Source organism: Paraburkholderia sp. JPY465 (genome assembly GCF_050436725.1).
GTDB classification, from domain to species: Bacteria; Pseudomonadota; Gammaproteobacteria; order Burkholderiales; family Burkholderiaceae; genus Paraburkholderia; species Paraburkholderia youngii.
In genome coordinates this window covers 651,250-663,838 of the sequence record NZ_JBNDMT010000006.1, presented here as the reverse complement: position 1 = coordinate 663,838, position 12,589 = coordinate 651,250, and the positions used below count along the sequence as shown (strand labels likewise).

Sequence of the window (12,589 nt, the reverse complement as noted above, 5' to 3'; positions counted from 1 at the left end):
ATGCGTGGACGTCGCTGGAGCCAGACAATGACCATCGTCGCGCTCCGGATGATATGGATTTTTTTCCGAGAAGTGAGGCTTCGTGGCCTCCATAAAGGGCACCCAGCTTATGTGACCTCCGGTTTCAAAGCCTTCCTTTCTTGCACACTCGCGCGCATCGCCTGATGCATCGCGGAGCTAGAAGCCAGCGCTCGACGCTGCTCTGCTTCTGATCGCGCATTCCGCGCGGTGCGCCGCCGACCGAAGCCCGCCGCTTGATCGCGAAGGCGACGGCGAGTTAAGCGACTGCCTACTCCAGGTGCGGCTGAATGCCATCCGGGCACTTGCTTCCAAGATCATAAACTTACAGTCAGTAAGATTGAACAGCGAAGGAGGTCCTCGGCATGGAACTGAAAGAAAGAAACGAAGAACACTGGGAGCCGCTTGCGGCGATTGCCCGTGAAGAACTAGGCGTACCCTCGCTGGTGCAGTCGGGAAAGATCACGAATGACGTCCATCTGGTGCGAATCGCCAGCCTCGCGCAGGCGCTCGAGCGGGCTTACGACCTGGGCCTGTTGATGGGCCACCGGGTGAGTCGCATGGAGCAGGGACAGGCCTTGCCGTCCAAACTGGTCTGTCGTGACGGGCTGGATGGCGTGCGGGCTGCCGCCACCGAGTGGCTGCGTACCTGCGCGAGTAAGGAACCGCAAGGAGGCGAACATGAGTGCGACCTCCCGGAATGATCCTCACTGGCTGGCGCTTCAGGCGATCGCCGCGGAAACGATGGCGCTCGACTCTCTGGAAGAACGCGGACGTACCGCGGCCGACCTCCGTATGGTCCGGGTCCGGGACATCGCCAGCGCGCTCGAGCAGGCGTACCGGATGGGCCTGAACGTCGGATACAACGCCGAGCTCCACTGACGGAACGGCTGACGAAGGACCTCGGTCGTCGCCGTCGACCCGCAGCACAAGTTTCGTCGCGTTCCTCTGTTCTTGCCCTGGTCCATGCAAAAGCGCATGTGGCGTCAGCTTTCGATGACGTCGCCCGACCAGATATGATCGAAGACGGAGCTGCCTTCCCGCTGCACCTTGCGGACGGTTTCAGCGTCCGGCGCTTCATATTCGCAGATCATGTGCATGCGATCGATTGAAACCACGCTGCGTTTCCAGACGATGCCGTGTAAATCGCTGCACGCTGCAAGGCGGTCTTCCACTACGGACAAATCCGCATCCGACTGTGGCGTCGGAAAACTCCTTTCAACGACGACGTACGACATGTCTGATGTCCCTTTGCGGCAGCGCCTGTACTCGCCGCAATTTATGTCTGCGTTTGAACGATCGTTCTAGTCACGGGATGGCGCTCATCAAGCCTTTGTAGTGCGGCCTGGCCCCTGGGCGTAATCGGCTTGTGTGCCAGCAACTCACGCAATGAAGATAGAACGGACATGGCGCGTTTCATCTCGCCGGCGATGAGCGCCGCCTCAACCAGGACCGCCCTGAATGGCTTGCTCGAGTTCCTGTTCCATCGATGGCGGACACGCGTCGCCCGAACTCGCCAGAGCCACGAGCCGCGCGGTGAGCAGTCGGATTTCAAGCCGGACTCGCTCGCTTCCCTGCGGTAGTGAACGTGCATGAGTCAGACCGCGATCTGCCACAGCGCGAGCCTCGGATCCCGCAAAGACTGCCAGACAGTGATTGCTGGCTTTGACGCATGCCATCGCCGTCATGCGCGAGTCTCCCGCCAACGTCGCGTGATGAACCACTTTGCCGTGCAGGCGCGGGTCGTTTGCGCTCGCAGCCAGCAGCTGTCGCGCGATCTGATGGCGGATTGCGCGCCTGTGTGGCTGCGGGAGCATTCGATAGACCGTCTGACGTACCAGGTCGTGGGCGAAATCCATCTCGGTTTGCGTGGCTGCAAAGCTTCCCGACGTTGTAGTTCGGAAAGACCCGAAAGTACTTCAGGAAGCGGACAATCGAGCAGTTGCGCGAGCTGCTCGGGAGCAAACCCGCGCCCGATAGAAGCAGCGAACGAAAGCAGATCCCGTGTGCGCGCATCGAGCGCTGCGAGCCGATCCGTGATCAATGCTTCGACAGAGGGCGTCGAGGCGCCGAATGAGCTAGCTTCGCGCGCGTTAATTCGAGCACGAAGAGCGGATTGCCGCCGCTGCTTTTGATCGCCTGTTCGACTCGGACATCGCTTCCCGATGCGTCGATAAGCACGGCGACCTGGTCAGCAGAAAGTGGCGGTAGCTCAATGCGCGTCACCTTGCTGTCGCGCCCCAATGATTGCAGCAATGTCCTTGCAAACCGGTTTCGTCCGTTTCGGCGGGACGGGCAGCGGCGACAAAGACAACTGGCAGTTCGCGGTCCAGCCGCCGCAGCACGAAGTGCAGCAGCGCCGCCGATGATTCGTCGAGCCACTGCAGATCGTCGAAGACGGAGCAACTACACCGGCTGGATCGTGGCACTGGTCGAACGGCTGCTGTTTCGAAAGCATGAGCCGACCGATCGCGTGTTCGGGCAGTTGTCACTTCAACTGCTGCTCTTTGTCTTCGGGGCATTGGCGGGCGCGGCGGGTGTTCAGCGCTTCGGCGTTGCGGCGATCGTATTGCCGTTCGGCGTTCTCGTCGCCTTGAGTCTCGCACGGATACCGGGTCGCGGGCTGGCGTGAGCAAGGCAACCACAGCGCTCCGACTTGAATCGAGGCCGGTAGCATAACGCGGTCCCGAACAGGCGCGGTTGCACCCCGTACCTTTCCTGAGCGACGGCGGCGCGAGTGTTGCTGACTCTCATCACAGGAGGGTTCCGAAACATCCATACGGAAACCCGAGCGCAATGCGCTATTTCGCCTGGTCGTTTAGAGGGGCACTGACATGTCGCTCGAGGTAAGGATCGGCCCGCCGCAGATTGCCATCCATCAGGGACATACGGTCCTGCTCACGCAGCCGGACGGGCAGATCATCAGCGGGTCGCGCAAAGGTCTGTATTTCCAGGACACGCGTCTTATCAGCAACTGGACGATCTTCGCCAATGGCGAGCCCTGGGATCTGCTCAGCTCGGGAGCGCTGCAGTCCTTTTTGATGCGCGCATGTCTCGCGAATCGTCCGCTCGACAGCGAGGACGGCCGAATCGAGGAACATACGGTCAGCCTGATACTGACCCGTCATGTAGGTGGTGGAGTCCACGAGGACATCGACATGACCAATCACGGCCTGCATACGGTGTCGTTCAATCTAGAGATCGCGGTGCGTAGCGATTTCGCGGACATCTTCGAAGTCAAGGCCGGACATGTGGTTCGTCGCGGTCGTGTCGTGACCACCTGGAATGAGCACACGCAACATCTGAAGACCAGTTACCAGAATGGGCACTTTGGCCGCGGCATTAGTCTGAGCGTGCACGATAGCCACACGCGAGGGGCTTATGCAAACGGCCGCATCACATTTGGTGTGAGCTTGCGACCCGGCGCGCGTTGGCATTGTTGCCTGAAGTACGACATAGACGATGACGGCCGCGCCGTACGCGCGCCGCAGCGCTGTGGCGCGGCCGGCGAACCGTCGCCCGAAGGAAAGCGGCTCGCACAATGGAAACGCGCGATTCCGTCGCTCGAGTGCAGCGACGAAACATTCAACCGTCTGTTTCGTCAGGCGACCGATGATGTCGCGGCGCTGCGCGTGCCGGAGCACGTGAATGGCAGGCGTCTAATGATTCCCGCAGCGGGCTTGCCGTGGTTCGTCGCGCTGTTCGGACGTGACAGTCTGATTACCTCGCTGCAGACGGCGCTGATTTATTCGGGGTTCGCGCGCGGCACGCTTGCGGCGCTCGGCGCACGGCAAGCCACGAAGCGTGACGACTTTCGTGACGCCGAGCCGGGCAAAATCATGCACGAGCTGCGGCGGGGCGAACTGGCAAAGCTCGGGCTCGTTCCTCATACGCCGTACTACGGAACCGCGGACGCGACGGCTCTATTCCTGATCGTGCTCCATACCGCATGGTGTTGCACCGGCGACCGTGAATTGCTGATCCGTCATTTGCCCAACGCCGAGCGGTGCCTGAAATGGATCGACCACTATGGCGATCGTGACGGCGACGGGTTTCAGGAGTACGAGACGCGATCGACGGACGGCCTGAAAAACCAGAGCTGGAAAGATGCCGGAGATGCCGTGGTGTATCCGGACGGCACGCTCGTCGAAGGACCGAAGGCGCTCTGCGAGCTGCAAGGCTACGTGTATGACGCATGGCTTCGTATGGCCGCGATCTACGATGTGCTCGGCGAGAAGCGCCGTGCATGCAGGCTGCGCGCGAAAGCCGCCGACATGTACGAGCGATTCAATGACGCGTTCTGGGACGAACGCAGCGGCTTCTATGCGCTCTGCCTGGATGGCGACAAGCAACGCGTGATGAGCATCGCCTCCAATCCGGGCCACTGTCTATGGTCGGGAATCGTTCCGCCCGAGCGCGCGCGCCGCGTGGTGCAAAGACTCATGAAGCCGGACATGTATAGCGGATGGGGCGTGCGCACACTGTCGTCGAAGCATCCGGCCTTCAATCCGCATTCTTATCAGAAGGGCGCCGTATGGCCGCATGACAACGGACTCATCGCCGAAGGGTTCAAGCGTTACGGTTTTGCCGACGAGGCAGGACGGATCGCGAAAAACATCTGCGATGCAGGCGGCTATTTCGCGCTGAACCAGTTGCCTGAGCTATTTGCAGGCCTGCAGCGCACGGAGGCGAGCTTTCCGGTGCAGTACATAGGCGCAAATGTGCCGCAGGCATGGGCCGCGGGTTCGATCTTTTCGCTCGTGTATGCGATCCTGGGTCTTCAGCCCGACGCGCCGCGCAGTCAACTGTACGTCGACCCGGTGCTGCCTCCCTGGATCGACACGCTGACTTTGCGAAACCTGAAGGTAGGCGCGCAGATATTCGATATCCGGTTCACGCGAACCGATGGAAGCACAGAATTCGAAGTGTTGAAAGGGACAAGCAAAAGCGTGAGCCGGCGCCCGATGACGAGTTGGCGCGAAGAACAGGCTGCAGGCCTTTGATTGCGGCGGCCCGCTCGCATACGTTTCGGAAGGTCGCCGCTATGCAAAAGACCGAACGGCCGCGCACACAGCAGTCCCACCGCGGCTGCGAGCCTGGCCTGTTCTCGCGCCGATAGCTGCACTTGCTCCGCACGGACTCAGCAGCAACAAATGCCTATGAGATACTTCCCCGTCCACGCATAGTCGCTGCGTCCACCGCGTTTCAAACGGCCCAGGCATGCAAGCACATCCCCTCCGGCTCTCGCCCGGCGACGACCTACGCGTCGCCATCGAAGACGCGCTTCGTCAACGCGAACTGCAAGCTGCCTTCGTCGTCCAGGGCATCGGCAGTCTCCACGCTGCGGTATTGAGGTTCGCTGGCGCGCAAGCGCCGACGGAAATTCGCGGCGACCTCGAAATATTGACCCTCGCAGGCTCCGTCTCGCCCGATGGCGCTCACCTGCACATCTCGATCGCGGATGCGCGCGGGCAGGTGTTCGGCGGTCATGTGGCGCGCGGGTGCACGGTGCGCACCACCGTCGAGTTGTTGCTCGTGTCGGTTCCGGGCTATTCGTTCGCGCGGGAGCCTGATCCGCAGACAGGGTTTATGGAACTCGTGATTCGCGGCGGCGGCGGTGCGCCGCGAGCCGATTCCGCCTGATCGTGCGAACGCGGCAACCCTTCGCGCGCCGATAGCCGCTCAACGCCCCACCAACATCCGCCCGCCGACCCCGACCAACAACGCACCCGCTGCGGTATCGAGCACGGCTTTGCGGCGAACCAGCGTGCGCCGAACCGCCGGATGCGATGCAAGCAACGCCATCGCGCAGTACCACGCGCACGAGATGCCGATCGACAGCGCCACGACCGCGATATCGAGCCACAACGGCGCATGCGCGGGCACCATCAACGCGAAGATGCTGCCGTAGAACGCGATGGATTTCGGGTTAGTCATGCTGACGAAATAGCCTTTCTTCGTCGCGGCCCAGCCGGACGCGGCGCTGCCGACGCCCGCGGACAACGGCCGCCGCGCGGTCACGATCATCTTGATGCCGAGCCAGATCAGGTAGAGCGCGCCTGCGGTCCGCAGCACGGCGCCGAGCCACGTGACGTGCGAGAGGATCAGGCTCAACCCCGCGATCGCGAGCAAGGCCCACGTGCCGGACGCGGCGGCGAGCCCGAGTCCGGTCATCATGCCGGCGCTGCGCGACGCAACGGCCGTCGACGTGACAATCAGAAAGTTGGGCCCCGGGCTCGCGACGCTGAGCAACAGGACGCCCGCAAGCGCAAGCAGGATGTTGACGGATTGCAAGAGGAATCTCTCGTGGTGGGTTGGGTGTGGGTTCGAGCGATCGCGCGACGTTTTCATCATACCGGCGCGGCTTCCGCGCTTCCGGCCCGCTAACCGTGTCCCTGATATTGGAAGGTCGGGTTTACTGTAATTGAAGGAGCGTCCGCTCCTACAGCATGATTTGTCGTACGTTGTATGACGAATATTACTATTGCCCGACAAGCCGATTCGCGAGCTCGCGGAGTCGGTTGGCTGTGCGCCTAGGGCGTGGCCGGTCGTAACCGGAAAATAACCTTCGTGGCGCGGTCCAGCGCTGGGCAAAGCTCTCCTGTCGGTCTGCGCTCTTGAGATCCGTCCGCAAGCCAGGTGGTTGTCTCGACATAAGCTGCGCGATATCTGGCTTTCGGCCGTCGCGCGTCGTGTGGAAAACTGCGGGTTTTTATGTTGTGTCTTGTACGATGTCTTATAACAAATTGATGTTCCGTGCGCGCTGACGCTTTCCCGCCGCCTCTGCGAAAGAAGGGGCGGCCTGTCAGGAACACGCACTGGATCCACCCCAAGGAGATGACTTATGAAGATGCGCTCGGTCCGAGAGCTTGCGGTACTCGGCCTGTTTGTTTTGACCGTCGCCGGTTGCGGTGAGGGTAACAACATCTCAGGTTCGAGTTCGACCACGCCACCCACCAACCCGACCTCGCCGACATCCCCGGTCTGGACGCCCGGCCGCTACGCCGGCGATACGAACCTGCCGGATTCGCCGTCCTTGCCGGCGGACACGCAGGTTTGCTCGACGCTTCAGGCAAGCAACAACCTGGTGAAGAACGCAGACGGCTCGCTGCCGGTCAGCGCCGACCCGACACCGGCCGCCTACGGCGGCGCGACCACGGCGCTGAACAACCCAGATCAGGCGCGCATCCAGGCCGCGCTCGACGCGTGCGGCGCCTCCGTCGACGCGGAAGTCGGCGCGAAGATCACGCAGGCCGACCAGCAGGCAGCCGCTACGCAACAGGCGGCCAATAATCCGAACGTCAACATCGCGGGTGCATCGAGCGAAACGCTGTCGAACCCGACCTACAAGGCCACCAGGTTCGCGGTGCGTCTCGTCAAGAACAGCAGCGGCGCCGGCAATGCGTTCCTCAGCGGCCCGCTGGTTCTGCCGTCGGGCGTCACGCTGTGGGTCGACGACGGCGTCACGCTGTTCGCAAGCCGCGACGTGGTCGTGTACGACAAAACCGCGCAGGATCGGCCCAACGCGATCACCTGCGGCGCCGCGATCAACAACCCGGCGGGGCTTCCCGCGCCGGCCGGCACCGCCAACGCGGGCGCGGCGACCATCGCGGGCACGAGCGGCATGCAGAACTGCTATCCGCTGATTCGCGGCACGCATACGGTCAACGCGTCGATCATGGGCACGGGCTCGATCGATGCGCGTGGCTACATGCCGCTGATCAGTTCGTCGCCGCAATATCCGATGATCCGCTGGGCAACCGGCGTCACCGAGGCGTTCACGTATTCGGGCAACAACATCTCCGGTGTGACGACGCCGAAGTTCAGCTGCACGAACACGATCGCCGCTTACCGCGCGGGCACGCTCGCACCGGAAGGCACTGCTTGCGACGTGGTCACCGCGATGGGCAAGACGACGCTGACCACACCTGCCGTCACCTATGTGGTGAACCGCCAGGCAACCAGCATTCCGAGCGGCTACACGGTCAACGGCGGCGGCTGTACCGCCGGCACGGCCGGTTGCGCACGCTGGGTGCCGGCAAGCTGGTGGGATATTTCGTACCACGGCAACAAGGACATCGGCGGCGGTCCGTACAGCTTCCAGGGCAACCCCGGCATGCTGTGGATGCAGCAGTCGAAGAACCTGTCGCTGTATCAGATCACGTTCCGGAACAGCACGTTCTTTACAGTCGAAGCCGACGGCGTGGACGGCTTCACCGTGTGGGGCATCAAGATCATCACGCCGTTGCTGCCGGATGCGGCGAACCAGGCGAGCGTCGGCATGAACAACGATGCCTTCGACGGCGTCAGCGGTTCGTACTCGCACCTCTATACGGGCGCGACGATCGACGCCAGCTCGACGGGCGTGAAGAACACCGACGGTGTCGACCCGAGCGTTGCCGCAGGTCCGGAACACGCGGCGCTCGGCACGGGCAGCAAGACCACGTCCGCAGGCCAGGTGTACTTCGACGGCTACGTGAAGAACGTCGCGATCGTGTACAACTTCCTGAGCCCGTCGGACGACAACGTCGCGTTCAAGGGCGGTCTGCAGGACCCGCGTCCGGCGTCGGCACAGGGCGCGACGACGCCGGCCAACATGCTGTGGGCCATCGACGGCAACCGCGACGTTTCGTCGAACCGCACGTACGGCATCACGGTGGCGCACAACCACAACTACAACGGCCATGGTCTGTCGATCGGCAGCCCCACGAACGCAGGTGTGCGCAACATTCACTTCTACGACAACTACTTCGACAATGTCTACGATGGCACCAACTCGTCTACGGACAATGGCATCGTGGGCCTGCGTATCAAGAGCGGTCAGGCACGCGGCGGCGACGTCAGCAACATCTACTACGACGGCGCATGTATGCGCGGTGTGAAGGACTTCCTCGTGTTCGACATGTACTACACGGGCCCGAGCGCCGATCCGATCACGTACACGGGGTTGGGCTGGCTGGTGCCGAGCTTCCACGACATCAACCTGAGCAACATCCGCATGATGAACATCCCGGCCAACAAGGCTGCGGGCAAGAACGGCGGCGGCGGTCTGACGTTCCGTGGTCTGCATGCCGATACGGCTTACGCCAATACGCAGAGCGTGATCCAGCTGAACCTGGACAACGTGGTTGCGGACAAGGACGTCGCGTTGTCGATTGCGAACCTGAGCAAGCCTGTCGTGAACATCGGCTCACTCGATGGCTCGACGCAATCGAAGGCGGCCAACGCCACGCTGAACCTCGGCGCGAACGTCAGTCTGATTGGCTCGTCGATGGCTCATGGCTCCGGCGGCATTCTGACGAACACGTCGAGCGGCGCGGGCAAGTACGCGGCCCCGACGAATACGTTGAACCTGACCGTCAATGGCAGCGACGACGCTGGCGCCGCGGGTGACACGGACCCGGCGGGCACGATCGTCTCGCAGAATGCGAAGCTGCAGCTGTGCGATCAGGCTTCGTCCTGGCCGGTTTTCCCGAATGTGAAGTAAGCGTGGTTGCTTGAAAGACCTGGACCCGCGGTGTCAGGCTGTGGGTCTTTTCTGAAGCCTCATGGGTGACCGTGGGGCTTTTTTTTGGGGGGGTCGTCGCAGGAGACAGTGAAGCTGCGGAGAGCGACTGCGTATCCTGAGCCTGACTGAATGGAAGTCGGGAGGGCTGCTCGATCGTAAGGCTTTTCGGAGTCGTCTGATGCTTGCATACGAAGCACACACCTAGCATAGCTCCCTCGCTACTCGCCATGACTTCCTTCCTGCGAGTGGCGACTGACCTACAGCCAGCGCAAGCAGGAGGCGTGACACATTGGCCTATAACGGCAAATTTCTCGTGAATAACGAGCCCCTATCACCGCTCACCATTTTTTGGCATCGGTACCTTCGACGCTTATTCGGGTGACCGGCAATACCGCAATCGGGGCGGCTGCACGGCAGTGCCTGGCAAGGGGCCGATTCCCGCGGGTACGTACTGGATCGTTGACCGGCCTACTGGCGGTATCCGTTCAAGGGCTTATGCATTGGGAAAAGACGTATTGAATGCAGTTTTCGCTCATCCGTCGAATCACGGTGACTGGTTCGCCCTGTATCGGGATGACGGCAGCATTGACGACTTTACGTGGGTCAATGGAGTCAAGCGTGGCCAGTTCCGGTTGCATCCAGCAGGCGGGCACGGCGCATCGCTTGGTTGCATTACCCTGCCGGGCCATAGTGATTTCATGAGAATCCGCAATGCGTTGCTGCACACCGCGAAAATCCCCGCGGGCACTTCGGGTCTGCGCGCCTATGGAACAATTGAGGTCATCACATATGGCAGCACTTGCCCGTAGACTGTTCAAGTTCGCGTTGTTTCTGGGACTGTTTGTTCTATCAGTTCTTTACGTCCGCCCGTATCCCTACGAGTGGACGGAAACCGAGTCGAATGCGTATTGGGCGGCTTCCGATTGGCTCGGTGTGCGTGACCCTGATGACCTGTATTACGTAGTGTGGGTGACTATCGAACTGATCGTGGCGGTGCTGGCGTATGTGGCGATCATGAAGCTATGGCGGTGGCGTAGCACGAAACACTGAACGCAAGCTCTCGCACGCGCCGGCACGCGCGATCCCCGCGTCACGACCCCGCAAAAACGACCGCGCCGCGATCGTTCCAACACCGATCGCGGCGCAGCTCACTACTCGAATACGTCGACTACAGCAAACCATCAGTCTTCGCGATCGAACTCCGGCAGCGGCCGCGTTCCTTCAATCGCGACCGAATGCAGCAGCCCGGGCTTCAGATCGAGCAGACGCAAGATCGTCGGCGCGACCTGCGTGGTCAGCACCCGCTCGTCGTTGACGTGCCCGGCGTGATGCATATGAGGCACGTACATCACGAGACCGAGATGGCTGTCGTCGGGCGCGTTGCCGCCATGCTCCTCGTCCTTCGACGTGCTCGACGTATAGATGACGCCCGGGTTCGGCTGAACGATGATGTCGGGCGTGCGGCCGCGCGACGGATCGCCGAACCGGTTCGCCAGTTGCGGGCCGGACAGGATGTATGCCTGCGGACCGTCCGCGCAAATGCCCGGCGCATTGCAGCTCAAATTGTCTTTCAGCGTCTTCACGACCGAGGCCACCTGGCTTTGGTCGCGCAGCCAGATCAGGCCGACGTCGTCGGTCTGCACCATGCCGGTACCGACGAGTCCGGTGCCATCGTTCAGGTTGCCGCTCGTCGTAGCGTTCTGCCCAAAAGCGCCGCCCGAATCCAGATAGTTGTTCGCTTCGAGCAGCTTGGTCAGCGTATCGCCGTTCTTCACCAGCTTCGAATGATCGGTCGGCGACTGGCCATGCTTCGCGGTCACGATGATCGCCGTCGACGAATAGAGATTGCGCTGCTTCAGTTCGGATACGATGCGTCCCAACGCGTCGTCGAGATACGCGATCGCGCCGGCCACTTGCGGACCCGGCGTGAAGCTCGCATCCAGATAGCCGCCGCCCGACGCGACCGTGGCCTTCTGCGCGACGCTCAAGGTCTGGAAGTTGGCGCCGAACACAGTCGGAATCGCGACGTTCTTTTGACCGGTCGAATCCTTGCCATCGATTTCATGGATCAGCGATTGCACATGGTAGTTGTCGAACTTCTCCGTGTGCGTGTACGTGTCGAGGTAGTAGGTATTGGTGTCCGGATCGATCGAATTTATTTCGGTACGTGAAAGATCGTCGACGCCCGTGCCGGACGGCCCGTTGAGCCAGTCGTAGCCCCACGCGTGTTTATCGGCCCACGCGGTGCGCGCGCCGTTCACATTGCCCTTGATCACTTCGAAGACCGTGTTGGTCTTCAGGTAGTTGTGCGGATAAACGGGCGTGCAGACGCCGTTGACGAGCGCATGCGGAATCGCCTGCGGGTTGAACGCGCCGCCGCCGTCGAGATGGATCAGCGCGCCGCCGTTCTCGCCGTCGATGCCGGTCGTTTCATCGAACACCACATTCCAGCCGGTCGGGCCCGTGCAATTGATATCGGACGGCGCATAGAGCGTGCGGTCGTAGGAGACGTCGTAGAACAGGCCCGCGGACTTCGGCGAGCCGCCGGTCACGAGCGCGGCGAGGCCCGGAAACGAATCCGACAGTCCCGGTGTATGCGCGTTCGTATACGTGGTGCCTGACTTCGCGAGCAGCGCCAGGTTGGGGCAGGTGTTTGCGCCGATGCAACGCGCGACGTCCTGCTCATGCAGACCATCGAAGCTGATCAGCAACACATGCTTGACCGACGCGCGATCGCGCTCGTGATCGCGGCCGTGATCGTGATCATCGCCGGCGGTCGCGACCGCCGAGTACAGCCCGGCGAGCAGTGCGACGGCGGCGCACATTGCGGTTTGCTTACGCTTCCATTTCGTGATCGGTTTCATGTCTCGTCCTTTTGTTTGACAACGAATTCGGGTAAAGCGGGACGAATTTGAACCGTAAAAAAAGTCATCTGCGTGACTTGGGTTTTTTATTTGGCGATACTGAAGTCTTAAGGCATTGTTAAGGTCGGCGTGATCCGTTCGACGCGCAGGCGCTGTGAATCGGCTTCGATTCCACGCGTGATCCGTGCGAGTCGTCAAG

The 12,589-nt window shown here is 61.7% G+C and carries 12 protein-coding genes and 1 pseudogene; 8 read left to right on the top strand and 5 right to left on the bottom strand.

From position 1 onward, the window contains the following. Positions 1–383: 383 nt before the first annotated feature. Both QFZ94_RS36240 and QFZ94_RS36235 read left to right on the top strand, forming a co-directional pair. Entirely contained in the window at positions 384–722 is a 339-nt protein-coding gene (locus QFZ94_RS36240; RefSeq protein ID WP_429462846.1) for a DUF6900 domain-containing protein, read from the top strand. Next, positions 700–900, top strand: a complete 201-nt coding sequence (locus tag QFZ94_RS36235) for a DUF6900 domain-containing protein (RefSeq protein ID WP_129962952.1) — start codon at positions 700–702, stop codon at positions 898–900. The genes QFZ94_RS36240 and QFZ94_RS36235 overlap by 23 nt, the downstream gene beginning before the upstream one ends. A 104-nt stretch (positions 901–1,004) precedes the next feature. Here the strand turns inward: QFZ94_RS36235 and QFZ94_RS36230 are convergent, their stop codons facing one another. The 3 genes from QFZ94_RS36230 to QFZ94_RS36220 all read right to left on the bottom strand — a co-directional run bounded on the left by QFZ94_RS36230 (position 1,005) and on the right by QFZ94_RS36220 (position 2,274). Continuing rightward, a complete protein-coding gene (locus tag QFZ94_RS36230) occupies positions 1,005–1,256 on the bottom strand; it encodes a nickel-binding protein (protein ID WP_368585000.1) in 252 nt (83 codons plus the stop codon). 204 nt (positions 1,257–1,460) lie between these two features. Continuing rightward, a complete protein-coding gene (locus QFZ94_RS36225; protein ID WP_429462845.1) occupies positions 1,461–1,877 on the bottom strand; it encodes a hypothetical protein in 417 nt (138 codons plus the stop codon). Between the two features lie 181 nt (positions 1,878–2,058). Beyond that, complete coding sequence (locus QFZ94_RS36220) at positions 2,059–2,274, bottom strand: hypothetical protein (RefSeq protein ID WP_429462844.1); 216 nt, start codon at positions 2,272–2,274, stop codon at positions 2,059–2,061. 166 nt (positions 2,275–2,440) lie between these two features. Between QFZ94_RS36220 and QFZ94_RS36215 the strand changes: the two genes are divergently transcribed. From QFZ94_RS36215 to QFZ94_RS36205, 3 genes are all read left to right on the top strand, one after another. Then, positions 2,441–2,650 carry a hypothetical protein gene (locus QFZ94_RS36215; RefSeq protein WP_429462843.1) on the top strand — a complete coding sequence of 70 codons (210 nt, stop codon included), beginning with the start codon at positions 2,441–2,443 and terminating at the stop codon, positions 2,648–2,650. Between the two features lie 202 nt (positions 2,651–2,852). Next, a complete protein-coding gene (locus QFZ94_RS36210; RefSeq protein ID WP_429462842.1) occupies positions 2,853–5,021 on the top strand; it encodes an amylo-alpha-1,6-glucosidase in 2,169 nt (722 codons plus the stop codon). Positions 5,022–5,238: 217 nt separating this feature from the next. After that, on the top strand, positions 5,239–5,661 hold the full coding sequence (locus QFZ94_RS36205; protein ID WP_429462841.1) for a PPC domain-containing DNA-binding protein: 423 nt from the start codon (positions 5,239–5,241) through the stop codon (positions 5,659–5,661). 39 nt (positions 5,662–5,700) lie between these two features. Here the strand turns inward: QFZ94_RS36205 and QFZ94_RS36200 are convergent, their stop codons facing one another. Further along, positions 5,701–6,312 carry a LysE family translocator gene (locus tag QFZ94_RS36200; RefSeq protein WP_429462840.1) on the bottom strand — a complete coding sequence of 204 codons (612 nt, stop codon included), beginning with the start codon at positions 6,310–6,312 and terminating at the stop codon, positions 5,701–5,703. A 550-nt stretch (positions 6,313–6,862) separates the two neighbouring features. Here QFZ94_RS36200 and QFZ94_RS36195 point away from each other — a divergent pair. The 3 genes and pseudogenes from QFZ94_RS36195 to QFZ94_RS36185 all read left to right on the top strand — a co-directional run bounded on the left by QFZ94_RS36195 (position 6,863) and on the right by QFZ94_RS36185 (position 10,576). Continuing rightward, positions 6,863–9,505 (top strand): glycosyl hydrolase family 28 protein, encoded by a 2,643-nt coding sequence (locus tag QFZ94_RS36195; protein WP_429462839.1) that lies wholly within the window; start codon positions 6,863–6,865, stop codon positions 9,503–9,505. Positions 9,506–9,815: 310 nt separating this feature from the next. Next, positions 9,816–10,335 (top strand): annotated as a pseudogene (locus tag QFZ94_RS36190) (DUF2778 domain-containing protein). After that, the gene (locus QFZ94_RS36185; protein ID WP_368585771.1) at positions 10,316–10,576 is read left to right on the top strand and encodes a hypothetical protein; all 261 of its coding nucleotides are present in this window, start codon (positions 10,316–10,318) and stop codon (positions 10,574–10,576) included. Before QFZ94_RS36190 ends, QFZ94_RS36185 begins: the two are co-directional and overlap by 20 nt. Before the next feature lie 131 nt (positions 10,577–10,707). On the opposite strand, the gene QFZ94_RS36180 is transcribed toward QFZ94_RS36185, so the two are convergent. After that, complete coding sequence (locus QFZ94_RS36180) at positions 10,708–12,390, bottom strand: alkaline phosphatase family protein (RefSeq protein ID WP_429462838.1); 1,683 nt, start codon at positions 12,388–12,390, stop codon at positions 10,708–10,710. Positions 12,391–12,589: the final 199 nt, after the last annotated feature.